The sequence below is a fragment of the Phenylobacterium sp. genome, from assembly GCF_046291545.1.
Taxonomy (GTDB): domain Bacteria; phylum Pseudomonadota; class Alphaproteobacteria; order Caulobacterales; family Caulobacteraceae; genus Phenylobacterium.
In genome coordinates, this window is record NZ_JBKBSM010000002.1 from 520,138 (window position 1) to 537,524 (window position 17,387).

A 17,387-nucleotide genomic window follows, 5' to 3' on the forward strand; every position below is an offset into this window, starting at 1 on the left:
GCGCCGCAGGGCGCGATCCCCTTGTTTCCCTGGGCCTGGCGCGGTCTTCACAATCGCGCGGTTCACGTTCGGTGAACCGGGTTTCGGGTGATTTAGGGCTTGCTTTCCAGGCCCGCTGCGGCGACACGCGAAAAAAGGACCTGTTGGGGGGTGTCGCCGCATGCAGCGTATCGGTCTCTATCCGGGCACGTTCGATCCGATCACCAACGGCCACACCGACATCATCGGCCGGGCCGTCAAGCTGGTGGACAAGCTGGTCATCGGCGTGGCGATCAACGCCGGCAAGGGACCGCTGTTCTCGCTGGAGGAACGGGTCGCCATCCTGAAGGCGGAGACCGAGCACCTGGACCGCGCCGAGATCGTGGTCCAGCCGTTCGAGGGCCTCTTGATGCACTTCGCGCGGGAGGTGGGGGCCAGCGTGATCGTGCGCGGCCTGCGCGCGGTGGCCGACTTCGAATACGAGTTCCAGATGACGGCGATGAACCAGCAGCTCGACCGCGAGATCGAGACGGTGTTCCTGATGGCCGACCCGCGCCACCAGGCGATCGCCTCGCGCCTGGTCAAGGAGATCGCGGTCCTGGGCGGCGACATCTCCAAGTTCGTCAGCCCGCGGGTCAAGGATCGGCTGCTCGAGAAGGTCGGCCGCGCTTGATCGACCCCACGGCGTTTGCGGCGGAGTGGATCGAGGCGTGGAACGCCCACGACCTGCCGCGGATCCTGTCGCACTACGCGCCCGAGATCGTCTTCACCAGCCCGGCGGCGGCGCGGATCACCGGCGACGCCTCCGGGCGCGTGCAGGGCAAGGCGGCGCTCGAGGCCTATTGGGCTCGGGCGCTGGAGCTGGCCCCCGATCTGGCCTTCACCCTGCGCTCGGTGCTGAGCGGGCCCGACGCGGTGGCGATCCGCTATTTCAGTTCGCGGACGGGGGCCGAGGTGGTCGAGGTGCTGCGCTTCAACGCGGAGGGACTGGCGATCGAGGCCGCCGCCTACTACGAGTGAGGCCATGATCCGCATTGTCCTGACCGCCGCCCTCGCGGCCGCCGCCCTGTCCGCGCCCGCCGCCGCCCAGGAGGAACTGCCCGCCCCCCGGGAAGCCGACTGGCGCACCCCCGATCCCGAGAACCTCCTGGTGATCGACACCAACAAGGGGCGCATCATCGTCGAGATCACCCCGGACACGGCGCCGGCCCACGCCCCGCGCATCCGCGAGCTGACGCGGGCGGGGATCTATGACGGGCGCACCTTCTTCCGGGTGATCGAGGGCTTCATGGCCCAGACCGGCGATCCGCTGGACAACGGCACCGGCGACACCGACCGGCCCAACCTGCCGGCCGAGTTCACCTTCCGCCGGGGACCGGACACCATGGTGGTCGCCGAGGACCAGGGCGTGGCCGAGATCGGCTTCGTGGGGCCCGTGCCGGTGACGAGCCAGTCCTCGATGCTGATGCCCATGACCAACGACGGCAAGGTGACCGCCTCGGCCTTCTTCTGCCCCGGCGTCGCGGGCATGGCGCGGGGCGGCGAGCCCGATTCGGCCAACAGCCAGTTCTTCCTGATGCGCGACAACTATCCCAAGCTCGAGAAGCGCTACACCGTCTGGGGCCGGGTGATCTCGGGGCTGGAGGTGGTGCGGGCGCTGAAGACCGGCGAACCGGTGGAGCCGCCGCAAGACCGGATGGAGCGGGTGCGCCTCGCGGCCGACATGGCGCCGGCCGAACGCCCGCAGGTGCGGGTGATCGATCCGAAGAGCCAGTGGTTCAAGGACGAGATCGCCCGCAACAAGGCCCGCAACGACGGGGCGCTGTCGCCCTGCGGCGTGCGGATCCCGGTCGACGTCAAATAGGATGGGCGGCGGCGGGGATCGGACCCGCCGCCGCGCCCTTCGGCTTTTCGCCTACCAGTTCACGGCGATGCGGCCGTAGACGTAGCGGCCCGAGCGGCCGAACGGCGAGTAGTTGGAGAACGGCGTGTTGGACGTGGAGTTCAGCGCCGGCGGCGTCTGGGTCGGATACTCGTCGAACACGTTGTCCGCGCCCAGGGACACCCGAACGCGCTCGGTCACGTCCCAGCGGCCCTCCAGGTCGACCAGGGTGGCCGCCTTGAGCGTCAGGTCGGTGGCCGCGGTGGTGCCGGGGCTCAGGACCTCGCCGTAGCGGGTGGCCCGCACGGTGGCCCCGAAGGCGCCGAGCTTCCAGTCGACCGAACCGGTGACCTTGGAGTCGGGGGTGCCCTCCTCGAAGGTCAGGACGTTGACCCGGTCGAACAGCACCGGCGACGGCGACAGGGCCGCCAGCGGCGCGGTGACCGGCGTGCGCGTCACCTCGGTGGAGTTGAAGTTGGCCCCCAGGGTGAAGGCGAACCGGCCGGCCTGTTCGGTGTCGACCTTGAAGTTGGCGATCACGTCCACGCCCTGGGTCTCGGTGTCGACCCCGTTGATGAAGAAGCGGCCGCCGCCGATGCCGACGAAGCCCAGCGAGGTCAGGTAGTTGCGCACGTTCGCCTGGGTCAGGTTCTCCGACAGCACGATGCGGTCGGTGATCTCGATGCGATAGGCGTCGATGGTCAGGTTGACCCGGCCGACGCGGAAGACCGCGCCAAGGGAGTAGTTCACCGACTCCTCGGCGTCCAAGGGCTGAGCGCCCAGGGCCGCGGCCACCGGGTCGGTGGCGGGGAAGGTGGTGATGTCGAACGGCACCCCGTTGATGAAGTTGGTGGAGGTGGCCGTGAAGTACTGCTGCTGCAGCGAGGGGGCGCGGAAGCCGTTCTGGATCGAGCCGCGAAGGGCGAAGCTGTCGTTGATGTCGTAGCGCAGCGCCAGCTTGCCGGTGACCGTCTCGCCGAAGTCGGAATAGGATTCGGCGCGGACCGCGGCCGAGGCCAGCAGCTGTTCGGTCAGGTTGGCTTCCAGGTCGAGATAGACGCTGACCGAGGTGCGGTCCTCGTCGACTTCGTTCTCCGGACGGAAGCCGGGGAACACCTGGGCGCCGGACGGGGTGGGCTGGCCGTTCAGGAGGACGCCGCCGTTGCGGTAGGAGTCCGGCTCGCCGGCGTGGATCTGGTACTCCTCACGGCGCCATTCGACCCCGGCGGCCACGTTCAGCGGCGAAGCCAGGCCCACCTCGTAGGTGCGCACCCCCGACAGGTTGAAGACGAGCTGGTTGTACTCGAATCCGCCGGCGTCGAAGACCGTCTTGCTGGACGGGCCGATCGAGCGGTTGAGGGTGTCGCGGATGGTGAAGTCCATCTCGTTGGAGCCGTAGACCAGCGAGGTGTCCATGTCCCAGTCGCCGAGCTTCCAGGCGACGCCGCCGGCCACCGACAGGTCCTCGACCACCGGGTTGATCAGCGGCAGGAAGCCGTCGGGGTAGATGGCGGTGATGTTACGGTCGTCCAGCGCCCGGCGGTAGAAGCCGGCCGAGGTGGAGTCGCGGTTCTGGTAGCTGGCCCAGCCGTAGAGGTGGACGTTGTCGCTGAGGTCGTAGCCGGCGTTGGCGAACAGGGTCCACTGCTGGATGTCGGGCTCGCCGAACCAGGCGTTGTAACGGTCGAAGGTGGCCTCGCGCGGATCGAAGGCGCCGTTCACCAGCGGGTACTGCTGGCGCCAGTCGGGAGCGGTGCGCACGGTCTTGGCCTGGTCGAGGTATTCGGCGGCCAGGGTGAGGAAGCCGGCCTCGCCCAGGGGCAGGCCGATCCAGCCCGACAGGTTCGCCGTCTCGCCGTCGGTGCGGTCGTAGCTCGCCTTGTCGGCGACGGTCCAGTTCGCGCCGGCGGGGGGATTGCCGACCTGGGTGTCGACGGTGGTGACGCGGGCGCCGTAGGTGGCGGTGATCCCGCCGCCGGACGCCGCTTCGCGCAGGCGTACGTTCAGCACCCCGGCGATGGCGTCGGAGCCGTATTGGGCCGAGGCGCCGTCACGCAGGACTTCGATCGACTGCACGATCGCCGAGGGGATGGTGTTGAGGTCCACCGACGAGGAGCCGCGGCCGATGGTGCCGTTGATGTTGACCAGCGAGGTCATGTGCCGGCGCTTGGAGTTGACCAGCACCAGGGTCTGGTCGGGGGGCAGGCCCCGCAGGGTGGCCGGGCGGATGGTGTCGGTGCCGTCGGCCAGGCCCGGACGCGGGAAGTTGAACGAGGGCAGGGCGACGGAGAGCGCCTGGTTCACCTCGGTGACGCCGACCTGGTTGAGCTCGTTGGCGCTGATCACGTCCACCGGCACGGCGGTGTCGAGCACCGAGCGGTTGGCGGCGCGGGTGCCGGTGACGACGAATTCCTCCACCTCGGTGGGCGCGTCGCGGGTCTGGGCCAGGGCCTGGCTGGCGGGCGCCAGCAGGCCGGCGGCCGAGGCGGCCGCGAACAGAAGCATGCGATGAGACATCGATTTCCCCGTTATTCGCCCGGGTTCGAATGACCCGGATCCAGGGAATAGCTAGTTCTGTACGGCCGCGTCGAAAATGACATTATTGCAACGCTTTGTCATTAAAGCGAAACGAGAGGGTCCGGCCTCGCCGCATTCGTGAGCGCGGCCTCGCTTGTCAGGGCTGGCGGCGGCAAGTACACGGCCGCCACGAACGGCCCCCTGCGGCAGCGCCGCGGCCGACCCCAGGCACAGGAAAGCCAAGCCATGACCGACCCCGAGAACACCCTGATCATGACCCTCGAATCCGGGCCGGTGACCATCCGCCTGCGGCCGGACCTGGCGCCCGGCCATGTGGAGCGGATCAAGGAACTGGCGCGGGAAGGCTTCTACGACGGCGTGGTGTTCCACCGGGTGATCCCGGGCTTCATGGCCCAGGGCGGCGATCCCACCGGCACCGGCACCGGCGGCTCGGACAAGCCGAACCTGAAGGCCGAATTCTCCAACACCCCGCACGTGCGCGGCGTCTGCTCGATGGCCCGCACGCCCAACCCGAACTCGGCCAACAGCCAGTTCTTCATCTGCTTCGACGACGCCACCTTCCTGGACGGCCAGTACACGGTCTGGGGCGAGGTGACCGAGGGCATGGACCTGGTCGACGCCCTGCCCAAGGGCGAGCCGCCGCGCACGCCGGGCAAGATCGTCTCCATGCGGGTGGCCGCCGACGCCTGAGGCGCGCCTCAGGCCGCGGGCGCCAGGACCGCCACCACCGGGAAGTGGTCCGAGCCGAGCCTCGGGCCGCGCCGGACCTCGACCGTGCGCCAGGCCGAGCCGGCGTAGACCTGGTCTATCGGCAGGAATGGGAACGGCAGCTGCAGCCGCAGGGGGCTGAACCGCGCGGCCGGCCATGAGAACAGCGCCCGCGTGCGCCGCTCCAGCCCGAAGGCGCGGTCCTCGCGCCGGCGGCTGAACGACCAGGGCGTGGAGTTGAAGTCGCCCGACAGGATCAGGGTGTCCTTGGGAAAGCGGTCGAGGATGGCGGCCGCCTGGACGCCCTGGGCCTGCTGCACCCCGCCGTGGGTGGGCCAGGTGTAGTGGACGCCGACGACGGTGAAGGTCCGTCCGCCGGTGGTCCTGAAGCTGGCCACAGCGAGCGGCAGGGACTCGCCGGGCAGTCCGTGCTCGGGGATCTCGTAGCGGATCGGCTTCAGCCGCGTGAGAATGGCCGTATTGCAGACGCTGCGGTGGTCGCAGACGAGCTCGTAGCCCTTGGCCCGGGCGAGCAGGGCCTCGCGCATCGGCGCCTTAAGCTCCTGCATCACCACGATGTCCGGCTGCTGGCCGAGGATCCAGTCGGCGGTGGCGGCGACGTCGGGATTGCGCCCCCAGACGTTGAACTGGATCAGCTTGATGCGGCCCGGCGCGTCGGGCGGCGCGGGCGGGCTCATCGGGCGCAGATACTCTGGCGCGATCAGCATACTGGCGGCGAGCACGGCCAGCGCCCCCAGGCTGAGGCTCGCCTCGCGCAGGGGGCCGCGGGGCGAGAGGAGGGCGACCCCGGCCGCGAGCAGCCCGCCGGCGAGCCAGAACGGCGCGAAGTGGGTGAGGACGTCCAGGCGGTTGGAGATGCGCCCGCCCTGGGCGGCCAGGGCCGCCACGGCGCAGGCGAGCCCCAGGCCAAGGGTGAGCAGGCCGCGCAGGCCATGGACGACGGCGAGGAATGAGCCCATCCGGCGGCCTCTAGCACGCGCGCACGGTTCAGGGGCGCCCAGGTTTGAGCGCCGGGGCGAAGGTCACCACGATCGGATAGTGGTCCGAGCCGGTCGCGGGGCCGCGGCGCAGGCTGACGACGCGCCATCCGGAGCCGGCGTAGACGTGGTCGATCGGCATGAGCGCGAGCGGCCAGCCCAGCCCCCGCCAGCCCAGGCGGGGGGTGGGCCAGGTGAAGAGGGCGCGGGTGCGCCGCACCAGACCCCAGGCGGCGTCGTCCGCCCGACGGGCGTGGGACCAGGGTGTGGAGTTGAAGTCGCCGGCGACGATCAGGCGCTCGCGCGGGCCGGAGGCGGCGATCAGGGCCGCAAGCCGGGCGCGCTGGCTCTGCTGGCGCGACGGCTGCGTGGGCCAGTCGAGATGGACGCCGATGACGGTGACGGTCCCCCCGTCCGGGGCAGGGACGGTGGCGCGGGCGAGGGGCGTGAGCGCGCCCGGCAGGTCGGCGTCGTCGTAGCCGGCCCTCAGCGGCTGGCGAAGGGTCAGGACGGCGGTGGTGCACCACTGGGGGCGGCCGTCCTGGCAGGAGACGTGATAGCCGGCCTGGTCGCGCAGCACCTCGGCGAAGTCGCGCTGGGCCTCCTGCATGACGATGATGTCCGCCCGCTCGCGCAGCAGCCAGGCGATCGTCGCCGGGCGGTCCTTGTTGAGGTCCCAGGCGTTGAACTGGATGAGGCGAAGCTGCCGGGGCGCCTCGGGCGGGGCCGTGGGGCCGCGGGGCGCCAGGAGCTCGATCAGGACGAGCGGCGCCGCGGCGAGGACGGCGAGGACGCCCAGCGTGCGGGCCAGCCGCCGGGGAAAGCCGTGCGGGGCGGCGAGCGCGAGCAGCCAGGCGCCGATCCCCCCGGCCGCCCACACCGGCGCGCCGTGGGCGGCGATGTCGAGCCAGCCGCTGAAACGCCCTGCAAGGCCGGCCAGGCCGCCGAGGGCGCAGATCGCGCCGCAGGCGAGGGCCAGGGCGAGGGCGACTCGGCCGAGGAGTAACCGAAGGTTGAGCATCGGCCGTGCTCATACACGCGGCGGCGCTTGACGCACAGGCGCGCTCATGCGCTTGACCCGGGCCTCATGCAGCTTGCCGATTTCGACTTCGACCTGCCCGACGACCTGATCGCCCTGCGGCCCGCCCAGCCGCGGGACTCCGCGCGCCTTCTGGTGATCGCGCCGGACGCGCCCCTGGCCGACCGTCACGTGTCCGACCTGCCGGGCCTGCTGCGGGCCGGCGACGTGCTGGTGCTGAACGATACGCGGGTGATTCCGGCGCGGCTGAAGGGGCGGCGCTGGCGGCAGGAAGCCTCGGTCGCGGTCGAGGCCACCCTGCACCGGCGGCTTTCGCCGAGCCGCTGGACCGCCTTCATGCGGCCGGGCAAGCGCCTGGCGGCGGGGGATCGGGTGGCGTTCGGCGAGGGGCAGGACCGGGCGTGCCTGCTGTCGGCGCTGGACGCCACGGTCGCGGAGAAGGGCGAGGGCGGCGAGGTCGCCCTGGAGTTCGACCTGTCGGGGCCGGACCTTGACGCGGCGATCGCCGAGCGCGGGGCCATGCCGCTGCCGCCCTACATCGCCGCCAAGCGGCCGGAGGACGAGCAGGACCGATCCGACTACCAGACCGTCTACGCCGAGGAGGCCGGCTCGGTCGCCGCCCCCACCGCGGGCTTGCATTTCACGCCGCAGCTTCTCGACCGGCTGAAGGCCATGGGCGTGGGGCTGGAGTTCGTGACCCTGCACGTGGGGGCCGGCACCTTCCTGCCGGTAAAGACCGACGAGATCGCCGAACACCGGATGCACGCCGAGTTCGGCGTGGTGGAGGCGGCGGTCGCCGAGCGGCTGAACGCGGCCAGGGCGGCGGGCGGCCGGATCGTGTGCGTGGGGACCACCTCGCTGCGCCTTCTGGAAAGCGCGACCGGCGAGGACGGGGTGATCCATCCGTTCGCGGACGAGACGGCGATCTTCATCACCCCTGGCTACCGGTTCCGGGCGGCCGACGGGCTGATGACCAACTTCCACCTGCCGAAGTCGACCCTGTTCATGCTGGTCTCGGCCTTCGCCGGCCTGGCGCCGATGCGGGCGGCCTACGCCCACGCCATCGCCCAGGGCTACCGCTTCTATTCCTACGGCGACGCCAGCCTGATCTGGAGAGCGGACTGATGGGGGCCTTCGCGTTCACCATCGCCGCGACCGACGGGGCCGCGCGCACGGGGGTGCTGTCCACGCCGCGGGGGGATATCCGCACGCCCGCCTTCATGCCGGTGGGCACCGCCGGCACCGTGAAGGCGCTGACGGTGGAGCAGGTGGCGCAGACCGGCGCCGACATCATCCTGGGCAACACCTATCACCTGATGCTGCGGCCGACGGCCGAGCGGGTGGCCCGGCTGGGCGGGCTGCACCGGTTCATGCGCTGGGAGCGGCCGATCCTGACCGATTCCGGCGGCTTCCAGGTGATGAGCCTGTCGAAGATCTCCAGGGTCACGGAGGAGGCGGTGACCTTCCAGAGCCATCTGGACGGCTCGCGCCACGTGCTCTCGCCCGAGCGCTCGGTGCAGATCCAGGCCGACCTGCTGGGCTCGGACATCGTCATGCAGCTGGACGAGTTGGTCGCCTGGCCGGCGGAGGAGGGGCGGGCGGCCGAGGCCCTGCGCCGCTCGGCCCGCTGGGGCGCGCGCTGCAAGGCGGCCTTCGGCGAGCGCGAGGGCCAGGCGCTGTTCGGCATCCAGCAGGGCTCGACGCTGGAGCACCTGCGCCGCGAATCGGCCGAGCGGCTGCTGGAGATCGGCTTCGACGGCTACGCCCTGGGCGGGCTGGCGGTGGGCGAGGGCCACCAGGCCATGTGCGAGGTGCTGGACTATGCCCCGGCCATGCTGCCGGCCGACCGGCCGCGCTACCTGATGGGCGTGGGCAAGCCGATCGACCTTGTGGAGGCGGTGGCCCGGGGCGTGGACATGTTCGACTGCGTGCTGCCGACCCGCTCGGGCCGGCATGGCCAGGCCTGGACCTGGGACGGACCGCTCAACCTGAAGAACGCCCGATTCGCCGAGGACGACAGCCCGCTGGACGAGGCGAGCCAGTGCCCGGCTTCCTGCGCCTATTCAAAGGCCTATCTGCATCATCTCGTGAAGTCGCAGGAGATCCTGGGGCAGGTGCTGCTGTCCTGGCACAACGTGGCCTTCTTCCAGGCGCTGACGGCGGCCATGCGCGCGGCCATCGCCGAGGGCCGCTTCGAAGCCTTCCGCCGGGACTTCGCGGCCCGTCAGTCGGGCAGCCGCGAGGGATAGCGGGGCTTGATCTCCTGGCTGACAACCGGGGGCGGCTCGGCCTTGTGCATCGGCGTCGCCGGCGGCTTGCAGCCCTTGGATTCGCCCAGGCCCTTCAGATAGGCGCGGCGCACCATGCCGCCCATGATCGCCTGCTGCACCAGCTTGTCGTGACGCTCGGCGCCGGTGAGCCTGCGCACCCAGCTTCGGAACGGGATGAGGTCGCTGGCGGCGCCGGCGACGAAGCCGAGGGCGCCTTCCTTGCCCTGTTCGGAGAGGCTGTCGCCGGGCTCGGGCGGGTGGTCCAGGTCCTGGCCCAGGGCGTCGTCCAGCGGCGCGACCATGGCGGCCAGGTCGCGGCAGGTCAGGCGCCGCGGGCGCGCGTAGGGATCGGCCATGGCCTGCAGCAGCACCTCGGGGATCTTGGTGCGCAGGACGTTGACGTCACGCAGGGGCGAGGACATGGCGCCGGGAATGCTCTCGCGGGTGGCCTGGGAGGTGGTCTGGACCCGCGGCGAGCCGTCGCGCGGCGTGGTCATGCAGCCGCCGGCCGCCAGGGCGAGGGCGATGACTGCGATCCTCAAGGCCGTACGCATGTGGCCATCCTAATCTGCTTCGGCGCCGGAAAAACGATCGTCCGCAAGCCCTTGCTCCAGTGGCGCCTCGGCCCTAAGGTCCGCGCCGCTTCGCCCGGCGCCCGCAGCGCCGCGCCAAGGGCCGGTAGCTCAGCGGTAGAGCATTCGACTTTTAATCGAATGGTCCTGGGTTCGATCCCCAGCCGGCCTACCAAATTCTGCGTCCTCGTCATCGGCGCCTTGGCCGAGCTCAGGCGGCCTCGAGGCCGAGGCGGAAGAAGCGGGTGTCGACCGCCATCCGCGGGAAGGCGGCCGGCAGGGTCGAGGGCGCGACCTCGGAAAAGCCGTTCTTCTCGTAGAACCGGTGGGCGGCCGTGAACCGGTCGGTCGTACCGAGGTAGAGGACGCACAGGCCCATGGCGCGGGCGTGGGCCAGCAGCACGTCCAGGAGCCGCCCGCCGGCGCCGGCGGGCCCGCGGGCGCTGGGATCGACGAACATCTTGCGCAGGGCGCCCATGCGTCCGCCGATGTCCTTCAGGCCGACGACGCCGACGATCGCGCCGGCCCGCTCGGCCACCCAGAACCCGCCGGCGCCGGTCTGGTAGAATTCGGGAACCGCCATCAGGTCGGGCTGGTCCTGGGCGGTGATCTCAAGGCCGTATTCGTCGCGCTGGATGGAGAGGATCAGGCGCACCACGGCGGCCATGTCCTGCGGCTCGAAACTGCGGATGGTGATCGCCGCCGCCATGGCGCCTAGTCTCCGATCGCCCTACGGGCGAGCTTTGCCGCGCCCTTGTGGCGGGAAGACGGCAGGGGGGGCTGGGGCTCAGTCCGGGTGGTCGGCGGCGGAGGGCGGGGGCGTGTAGGGCGGGAAAGCGTCGGCCATCGGCTCGTAGAACGCCCGCGCCCGCTCCAGGCGCGCCTTCATCTCCGCGGCGACATCGGGATGCAGGCTGACGACGCTGTAGTTCTCGCCCGGGTCCTGGTCGAGGTCGAACAGCAGGGGGTAGCCGTGCCGGTCCAGGGGAATGTCCATGGTGCGGTAGTAGGACCGCACGATGTACTTCCAGCGGGGCGTGCGCACCGCGGCGACCTTGGAATTGTTGAACAGGACGATCTGTTCGTGCGGCGAGGGCTCGCCGCGCAGGATCACGCCGGACAGGTCGCGGCCGTCGAGCTCCAGGTCCGCAGGCGCGCTGCGGCCGGCCATCGCCAGGATGGTGGGCAACAGGTCGAGGTTGGAGGCCAGGGCGTTCGAAACCCCGCCCGCCGGCACCGTTCCGGGCTGGCGCACGATGAAGGGCACGCGATAGCCGCCGTCCCAGGCCGCCCCGCCCTTGCGGTCGCGGAACGGGCCCGAGGAACCCTCGAACCAGGGGCCGTTGTCGGAGGTGAAGGCGACCAGGGTGGATTCGTCGAGGCCCAGGGCCTTAAGCCGTTCCAGCAGGCGGCCGACGTTGCGGTCGATCTCCTCGACCACCTCGCCATAGGCGCCGGCGGGCGAGCCGGTGAGGTCGTCCGGATTGGGGCGCAGGGGCACGTGCGGGGCGGTGAGGGCCAGGAGCACGAAGAACGGGCGCTCGCGGTTGGCCTCGGCGAAGGCGAGGGTGCGCTCGAAGAAGTGCTGGGTGAGCTTGGGGAAATCGACCCGGCTTTCGCTGAGCGGCTGGTCGGGCCCGTCGGCCTGGTAGAGCGCCAGGGGCCGCATGTCGTGGCTGTAGGGCAAGCCGTAGAAGGCGTCGAAGCCGTAGATCATCGGCGGCCAGTGGGGCGCGACATGGCCCAGATGCCACTTGCCGACCAGGGCCGTGGCGTAGTCGGGCTTGAGCGCCTTGGGGATGGTGAAGGCGCCGGGCGGCAGGCCGATCGGGTCGGAGGGCTGGATCACCTCGTGCGCCAGGCCGTGGCGGATCGCAAACTGGCCGGTCAGCAGGCCCGCCCGCGAGGGGGAGCAGACGTTGGCCGAGGCGTAGAAGTCGGTCAGGCGCACGCCCTCGGCGGCCATGCGGTCGAGGTTGGGGGTGCGGATCACGCGGCCGCCGTCGCAGCCGAGGTCGCCGTAGCCGAGGTCGTCGGCCAGGATGATGATGCAGTTCGGCGGCCTCAAGGCGCTCTCCCCTGGTGTCGGCCCGTCCGCCGGGCTCTTGGCGCCACTGTTCCGCAAAGGACGCCTTCGCGCCACCCGCCAACTTTCGGGCCATGGCGGGTGGCGGCGCGGGGCGCATGGGGCTAGCCTTGGACCCTGTACGGAACAGAGGAGGCGCTCCGATGGAAGGCCGCCACCTGATCTACTTCGCCGATCCGATGTGCTCCTGGTGCTACGGCTTCTCGCCGGTGATCGGCGCGATCCGCGAAGCCTTCGGCGACCGACTGCCGATCCGCCTGATCATGGGCGGGCTGCGGCCGGGCACGGAGGAGCCGATGAACGAGGACACCCGGCGCTCGCTGCGCGAGCACTGGACCCACGTGACTGAGGCGGCCGGGGTGCCGTTCGACGGGGCGGTGCTGGATCGCGAGGGATTCATCTACGACACCGACCCGGCGGCGCGGGCGGTGGTGCTGCTGCGGCGCAACCATCCGAACCTGGCGCTGGACTACCTGGAGCGCCTGCAGCGGGCGTTCTACGCCGAGAACCAGGACGTGACCGCGCCCGATGTGCTGGCCGAGCTGGCCGCCGAACTGGGCGTGTCCCGCGAGGCCTTCCGCGCCCAGCTGGAGACGGCGGACGCCAAGCAGGAGACCTGGCGGGACTACGCCGTCTCGCAGCGGGCGGGCGTCACCGGCTTTCCGACCCTGGTGGCCGGGCCGAACGAGGAGGGCGTCTACGGCGTGGTGACCCGCGGGTTCGCGCCGGCCGATCAGGTGCTGCCGGTGCTGCAGACCTGGATGTCCCAGGCGGCCTAACCCTCGGCGAGGGTGACGTAGAGCTCCGATTCCAGGACCCACTGGCCGACCTGCTTGCGCCAGACGGCCAGATAGGTTCCGCGCATCAGGCTTTCGCCGCCGGCCGTGCGCCAGCGGGCGGTCCATTCGCCGCGCTCGGCGCAGCGCTGCTCGGCCTCATCCACCTGAACCTGCTCGGTCGTGCGCACATAGGTGACGAACGCCGGGTCGGCGAACTGGCCGGCGAAGGCCTCGACGACGGCGTCGGCCCCCAGGATCAGCGCGCCGTCGCCGGCGATCAGCTTGACGTCCGCCGCCAGGAAGGGGCGTAGTCGGGCCGCCTCGTGAGCGGCGATCAGCTTGTTGGTCAGCTTGCGGCGGGCGCGGACGGCGGTCTCGGCGGGGGACAGGGCGCGCTCCTTCGGCAGGTCTCAAGGGGCCTCTAGCCAGCCCGCACCGGCTTCGTCCAGCCGAGAAAATCCCGCTGGAAGAGCTCAACCGTAACGCGTGATTCACACCGTTGCGGCTATAAGACGCACATGGGGGCGTGGCTCGGGAAAATCGGCCGCTGGAGAAGCTCACCGCGGGTCGCCGTGGCGGTGGAGGCGGCCTGCCTCGCTCCGGCCCTGGCGCTTCTGGTGCTGGGCGCGAGCGCCTGGGGCGGCTACTTCATGCTGGCGCACGAGCTGCAGCTGGTGGCCGACGACGCCCTGGCCGCGGCCGTCGCCGAACTCGACGTCGAGAACCGCGAGCGCAGCGCCTGGGCCGAAGCCGAGCGGCACCTGACCCGCCACGGGGGCCTGGCGCCCGACGCCATGCGCCTTTCGGTGATGGCCCAGCCGCGCCAGCTGACGATCATGGTGGTGTACGACGCCTCGCGCTCGCCGGTGTTCGCCTTTGCCCGGCTGATGCCCATGCCCTCGCCGACGATCGTGCGCTCGGCCAGCGGGCGGCTGGACTCCTAGGCCGCTACTGCTGCTGCTGCTGTTGCTGCTGCTGGTCGTGGACCACCCCGCCGGGAGGGCCGCGGCGCCGGCCGTTGCGCGAGGCCGAGGCCGGCTGGGCGAGGCGGATGAACTCCGGCTCGGTCATGGCCGCCCGCGCCCGCCGCACCGAGACGCCGACCGCGAGCTGGCTGTCGGTGGCGCCCTTGTAGACCCCCCGCGAAGGCGGCACGTCGGCGTAGTCGCGACCCACGGCCGCGGCCACGTGGCGTTCGCCGGCGAGGACGTTGTTGGTGGGGTCCAGGCCGAACCAGCGGGTCGAGGGCAGGAACACCTCCACCCAGGCGTGGGTGGCGTCCGGGTCCGACCGGTCGCCGGCCTTGCGGTCGGTGAAGAGGTAGCCGGAGACGTAACGCGCCGGCACGCCCCAGGCGCGGCAGATGGCGATCATGATGTGGGTGAAGTCCTGGCAGACCCCGCGCCGGGCCTCCAGGGCGTGGTCGATCGGGCTGTCGGCGTCGGTGACCCCGGTCTCGTAGGCGAAGGACTCGTAGATGATCCGGTTCAGCTCCAGCACGGCGCGCAGGGGATCGATCACCTTCAGCTCGTCCAGGCGCTTCTCGGCCATGAAGGCGCGCAGGGCGGCGGTCTCGACGGCGAATCCGTGCGGGCGCAGGAAGTCGAAGTTCTCGCCGCGCACGAAGTCACTGCGCAGGCGGTCCCATTCCCCGTGGTCCAGGGCCTCGGGCAGGGGGGCGGCGGGCTGGGTGTCGACCGCCGAGCGGGCGACCATCGTCAGGCGGTCGTGCGGCTGGGGCACGTCGAAGTGGTAGACGGCGTTGCCGAAGGTGTCGGCGTAGGAGAAGAGCTGCGCCGGGGGATCCAGCTCCAGTTCGAAGCTGATCAGCCGCTGGCCGGCGCCCTTCTGCGGCTGCATCCACACCTCCATGACGCTTTCGCGCACCGGGGCGTCGTAGAGGTATTGGGTGACGTGGCGGATCTCGAGCAGCACGCGGGGGTCCTCAGGCGGGAAGCCGAAGTTCGAGGGGATAGGCCACGAAGGCCTCGTGCAGGGCGTCGTGGATCGCCGCGCACTCATCGCCGACGGTGGCCAGGAAGGCGCCGGCGCCCTGGGCCTCGATCTCCTGCATGTCGGCGTATTGCAGCCTGGCCTTGAGCCGGCCGGCCAGACGCTCGGGTCCGATCTGAGCGCTCGACGCCAGGTATTTGGTCAGGCTCGACAAATGCTCCTCGATCTGGGTCGTGGAGAAGCGCAGGGAGCGGGGGAAGTCCTCGTCCAGGAGCAGGAATCGCAGGATCAGCCTGGGCTGGATGTCGGCGGTGTAGGCGCGCAGGTACGGCTCCAGGGCGCAGCTCATCCGCAGGGCCGCGGTCAGGGCGAAGTGGTCGCGCAGGGCCGGCCGGCCGTCGTCGCCGAAGCAGACCTCGAGCAGGCGGGCGGTGAGCTGGGCCCGCTCCAGGTACATGCCGAGCAGCAGGAAGCGCCAGCCCTCGCCGTGACTCATGGTGGCGTCGGCCGCCCCCTTGAACAGGTGCAGGTCGGCGATGGTCTCGTGCAGGAAGACCGAGGAGCCGTCGGTGAAGGCCTTGTGCGCCTCCGGGGCGGTCATCCGCAGGAAGACGAGGTTCAGCCGCTCCCAGGTCTCGGTTGTAATCTGGTCGCGCACCTGGCGGGCGTTCTCCCGGGCGCGGGCCAGGGAGGACACGATGGAGCCGGCGTCCCCGCGGTCGAGCACCAGGGAGCGGGCCGCCTCATAGGGCGCGGCGGCGCGCTCCGGGTCGGGCGCGCCCACGGCGGCCAGGGCGATGCGCGCCACCTGGGTGGCCGCGTCGGTGCGGTCCAGCGTGGCGTTGAGCATGACGTCGGAGAGGCGGCACATGTGCTCGGCCCGCTCCACGTAGCGGCCGATCCAGTAGAGGCTGTCGGCGACCCGGGCGAGCATCATGGGCGGGGCTCCTGTCCGTCTGCCAGCACCCAGGTGTCCTTGGAGCCGCCGCCCTGGCTGGAATTGACCACCAGCGAGCCCTTTCGCAGGGCCACGCGGGTGAGGGCGCCGGGCGTCACCACGATCTTGTCGCCCGACAGGATGAAGGGGCGCAGGTCCACGTGCCGGGCGTCGATCTCGCCGTCTATCAGGCAGGGGGCGGTGGACAGGTTGATGGTCGGCTGGGCGATGTAGTTGTCGGGGTTGGCGCGGACCACCTCGGCGAAGGCCGCGCGTTCGGCGCGGGTGGAATGCGGCCCCACCAGCATGCCATAGCCCCCCGAGGCGCCGACCGCCTTGACGACCAGCTTGTCGAGGTTGGCCAGGACGTGGCTGAGCTGGGCCGGCTCGCGGCACAGGTAGGTGTCGATGTTGGGCAGGATCGCGTCCTCGCCCAGGTAGTAGCGGATGATCTCCGGAACGTAGGCGTAGACCGCCTTGTCGTCGGCGACGCCGGTGCCCGGCGCGTTGCAGATGACGACGTTGCCTGCGCGGTAGGCGTTGAACAGGCCGGCCACCCCCAGGCTGGAGTCCCGGCGGAAGGTGAGGGGGTCGATGAAGTCGTCGTCGACCCGCCGATAGATGATGTCCACGCGCCGCAGGCCGGTGGTGGTGCGCATGTAGATCATGTTCTCGTGGGCCACGAGGTCGCGGCCCTCGACCAGCGGCACGCCCATCTGACGGGCGAGGTAGGCGTGCTCGTAGTAGGCGGAGTTGTAGACCCCCGGGGTCAGCACCACGACCTGGGGATTGGGCCGCCAGTCGGCCGCCATGCTCTTGAGCGTGGCCAGGAGCAGATCCGGATAGCGTTCGATGGAGCGGACGCCGGCGCCCCGGAAGGTGCCGGGGAAGGTGCGTTTGGAGGCCTCGCGGTTCGCCAGCATGTAGGACACGCCGGACGGGACCCGCAGATTGTCCTCCAGCACGGCGAAGGCGCCGTCCGGCTGGCGGATCAGGTCCGAGCCGCAGACGTTGGCGTAGGCCTGGTGCGGCACGAAGATGTTCTGCATCTCGCGGCGATAGGACGGGGCGCACAGCACCAGCTCGCGGGGCACCACGCCGTCCATCAGGATCTGCTGCTCGCCGTAGATGTCGGCCAGGAACATGTTCAGGGCGCGCAGGCGCTGGGTCAGGCCCTGCTCGATCCTTGACCATTCGTGCGCCGGGATGATCCGCGGCAGAAGGTCGGTGGGAATGATGCGTTCGGTCGAACTTTCAGCCCCATAGACCGTGAAGGTGATCCCCTGCAGGAGGAAGAAGCGCTCAAGGGTCCGCTGCCGCTCTGCGAGTTCGGCGCCGCTGAGGGCCGCCAGTCGCTGGGCCAGGGCGGCGAAGTGGGGCCGCACCGCGCCGCAGGCGTCGCTCATTTCGTCATAAGGCGCAGGTGTTGGATCCGAGAGCGCCGCCTCGTCGTTGTGGGATCTCTGCGGCTCCGCCACGCTCAGCTCCACTCGAAGGCCACCTTTTTTGTCCGCATCCGCCGCCGAACCTAAGATCGCCCCCGCCGTTTGGAGCGCGTTTTCGGGCGCAACGGCTCCGCTGGCGGCGACTGCCTACAAATTGACCAGCTCAGGGCTGGCGGAAGGCGCCGGGTGGGGGGCGGCCCC

The 17,387-nt window shown here is 70.8% G+C and carries 18 protein-coding genes and 1 tRNA gene; 9 read left to right on the top strand and 10 right to left on the bottom strand.

Annotated elements, in window-relative coordinates; genetic code table 11:
* Positions 1 to 160: 160 nt before the first annotated feature.
* From coaD to ACK4YQ_RS09015, 3 genes are read left to right on the top strand one after another with little or no spacing between them, the layout of a single operon-like run.
* Positions 161 to 652, top strand: coding sequence for a pantetheine-phosphate adenylyltransferase (gene coaD, locus ACK4YQ_RS09005; protein ID WP_409610496.1), 492 nt, complete (start codon positions 161 to 163; stop codon positions 650 to 652).
* Entirely contained in the window at positions 649 to 999 is a 351-nt protein-coding gene (locus tag ACK4YQ_RS09010) for a nuclear transport factor 2 family protein (protein ID WP_409610498.1), read from the top strand. The genes coaD and ACK4YQ_RS09010 overlap by 4 nt, the downstream gene beginning before the upstream one ends.
* A 4-nt stretch (positions 1,000 to 1,003) precedes the next feature.
* On the top strand, positions 1,004 to 1,843 hold the full coding sequence (locus ACK4YQ_RS09015; protein WP_409610500.1) for a peptidylprolyl isomerase: 840 nt from the start codon (positions 1,004 to 1,006) through the stop codon (positions 1,841 to 1,843).
* A gap of 51 nt (positions 1,844 to 1,894) precedes the next feature.
* Here ACK4YQ_RS09015 and ACK4YQ_RS09020 read toward each other — a convergent pair whose 3' ends face one another.
* Positions 1,895 to 4,378, bottom strand: coding sequence for a TonB-dependent receptor plug domain-containing protein (locus tag ACK4YQ_RS09020; RefSeq protein ID WP_409610502.1), 2,484 nt, complete (start codon positions 4,376 to 4,378; stop codon positions 1,895 to 1,897).
* 246 nt (positions 4,379 to 4,624) lie between these two features.
* Here ACK4YQ_RS09020 and ACK4YQ_RS09025 point away from each other — a divergent pair, with 246 nt between their 5' ends.
* Positions 4,625 to 5,089 carry a peptidylprolyl isomerase gene (locus ACK4YQ_RS09025; RefSeq protein ID WP_409610504.1) on the top strand — a complete coding sequence of 155 codons (465 nt, stop codon included), beginning with the start codon at positions 4,625 to 4,627 and terminating at the stop codon, positions 5,087 to 5,089.
* An 8-nt stretch (positions 5,090 to 5,097) separates the two neighbouring features.
* On the opposite strand, the gene ACK4YQ_RS09030 is transcribed toward ACK4YQ_RS09025, so the two are convergent.
* Positions 5,098 to 6,087, bottom strand: a complete 990-nt coding sequence (locus ACK4YQ_RS09030) for an endonuclease/exonuclease/phosphatase family protein (RefSeq protein WP_409610506.1) — start codon at positions 6,085 to 6,087, stop codon at positions 5,098 to 5,100.
* A 28-nt stretch (positions 6,088 to 6,115) separates the two neighbouring features.
* Entirely contained in the window at positions 6,116 to 7,126 is a 1,011-nt protein-coding gene (locus tag ACK4YQ_RS09035) for an endonuclease/exonuclease/phosphatase family protein (RefSeq protein WP_409610508.1), read from the bottom strand.
* Positions 7,127 to 7,192: 66 nt separating this feature from the next.
* On the opposite strand from ACK4YQ_RS09035, the gene queA reads away from it, so the two are divergent.
* Both queA and tgt read left to right on the top strand, forming a co-directional pair.
* On the top strand, positions 7,193 to 8,269 hold the full coding sequence (gene queA, locus ACK4YQ_RS09040; RefSeq protein WP_409610510.1) for a tRNA preQ1(34) S-adenosylmethionine ribosyltransferase-isomerase QueA: 1,077 nt from the start codon (positions 7,193 to 7,195) through the stop codon (positions 8,267 to 8,269).
* On the top strand, positions 8,269 to 9,393 hold the full coding sequence (tgt, locus tag ACK4YQ_RS09045) for a tRNA guanosine(34) transglycosylase Tgt (RefSeq protein ID WP_409610512.1): 1,125 nt from the start codon (positions 8,269 to 8,271) through the stop codon (positions 9,391 to 9,393). The genes queA and tgt overlap by 1 nt, the downstream gene beginning before the upstream one ends.
* On the opposite strand, the gene ACK4YQ_RS09050 is transcribed toward tgt, so the two are convergent.
* Positions 9,369 to 9,968, bottom strand: a complete 600-nt coding sequence (locus ACK4YQ_RS09050; RefSeq protein ID WP_409610514.1) for a hypothetical protein — start codon at positions 9,966 to 9,968, stop codon at positions 9,369 to 9,371. The two genes, tgt and ACK4YQ_RS09050, sit on opposite strands and share 25 nt — an antisense overlap.
* 118 nt (positions 9,969 to 10,086) lie before the next feature.
* Here ACK4YQ_RS09050 and ACK4YQ_RS09055 point away from each other — a divergent pair.
* Positions 10,087 to 10,161: transfer RNA gene (locus tag ACK4YQ_RS09055), tRNA-Lys, on the top strand.
* Between the two features lie 36 nt (positions 10,162 to 10,197).
* Here the strand turns inward: ACK4YQ_RS09055 and ACK4YQ_RS09060 are convergent.
* Positions 10,198 to 10,695, bottom strand: coding sequence for a GNAT family N-acetyltransferase (locus ACK4YQ_RS09060; protein ID WP_409610516.1), 498 nt, complete (start codon positions 10,693 to 10,695; stop codon positions 10,198 to 10,200).
* Between the two features lie 78 nt (positions 10,696 to 10,773).
* Positions 10,774 to 12,054, bottom strand: coding sequence for a sulfatase (locus ACK4YQ_RS09065; RefSeq protein WP_409610518.1), 1,281 nt, complete (start codon positions 12,052 to 12,054; stop codon positions 10,774 to 10,776).
* A gap of 161 nt (positions 12,055 to 12,215) precedes the next feature.
* On the opposite strand from ACK4YQ_RS09065, the gene ACK4YQ_RS09070 reads away from it, so the two are divergent.
* Positions 12,216 to 12,851 (top strand): DsbA family protein, encoded by a 636-nt coding sequence (locus tag ACK4YQ_RS09070; protein WP_409610520.1) that lies wholly within the window; start codon positions 12,216 to 12,218, stop codon positions 12,849 to 12,851.
* On the opposite strand, the gene ACK4YQ_RS09075 is transcribed toward ACK4YQ_RS09070, so the two are convergent.
* On the bottom strand, positions 12,848 to 13,258 hold the full coding sequence (locus ACK4YQ_RS09075) for a YybH family protein (RefSeq protein WP_409610686.1): 411 nt from the start codon (positions 13,256 to 13,258) through the stop codon (positions 12,848 to 12,850). The genes ACK4YQ_RS09070 and ACK4YQ_RS09075 overlap by 4 nt on opposite strands.
* Positions 13,259 to 13,369: 111 nt before the next feature.
* Between ACK4YQ_RS09075 and ACK4YQ_RS09080 the strand changes: the two genes are divergently transcribed.
* Positions 13,370 to 13,795 (top strand): hypothetical protein, encoded by a 426-nt coding sequence (locus ACK4YQ_RS09080; RefSeq protein WP_409610522.1) that lies wholly within the window; start codon positions 13,370 to 13,372, stop codon positions 13,793 to 13,795.
* 4 nt (positions 13,796 to 13,799) lie between these two features.
* Here ACK4YQ_RS09080 and ACK4YQ_RS09085 read toward each other — a convergent pair whose 3' ends face one another.
* The 3 genes from ACK4YQ_RS09085 to ACK4YQ_RS09095 are packed head-to-tail and all read right to left on the bottom strand — an operon-like array spanning position 13,800 to position 17,147.
* Entirely contained in the window at positions 13,800 to 14,786 is a 987-nt protein-coding gene (locus ACK4YQ_RS09085) for a transglutaminase domain-containing protein (RefSeq protein WP_409610523.1), read from the bottom strand.
* A 10-nt stretch (positions 14,787 to 14,796) separates the two neighbouring features.
* Positions 14,797 to 15,741 (bottom strand): alpha-E domain-containing protein, encoded by a 945-nt coding sequence (locus ACK4YQ_RS09090; RefSeq protein ID WP_409610525.1) that lies wholly within the window; start codon positions 15,739 to 15,741, stop codon positions 14,797 to 14,799.
* Positions 15,738 to 17,147, bottom strand: coding sequence for a circularly permuted type 2 ATP-grasp protein (locus ACK4YQ_RS09095; protein ID WP_409610527.1), 1,410 nt, complete (start codon positions 17,145 to 17,147; stop codon positions 15,738 to 15,740). The genes ACK4YQ_RS09090 and ACK4YQ_RS09095 overlap by 4 nt, the downstream gene beginning before the upstream one ends.
* Positions 17,148 to 17,387 lie beyond the last annotated feature (240 nt).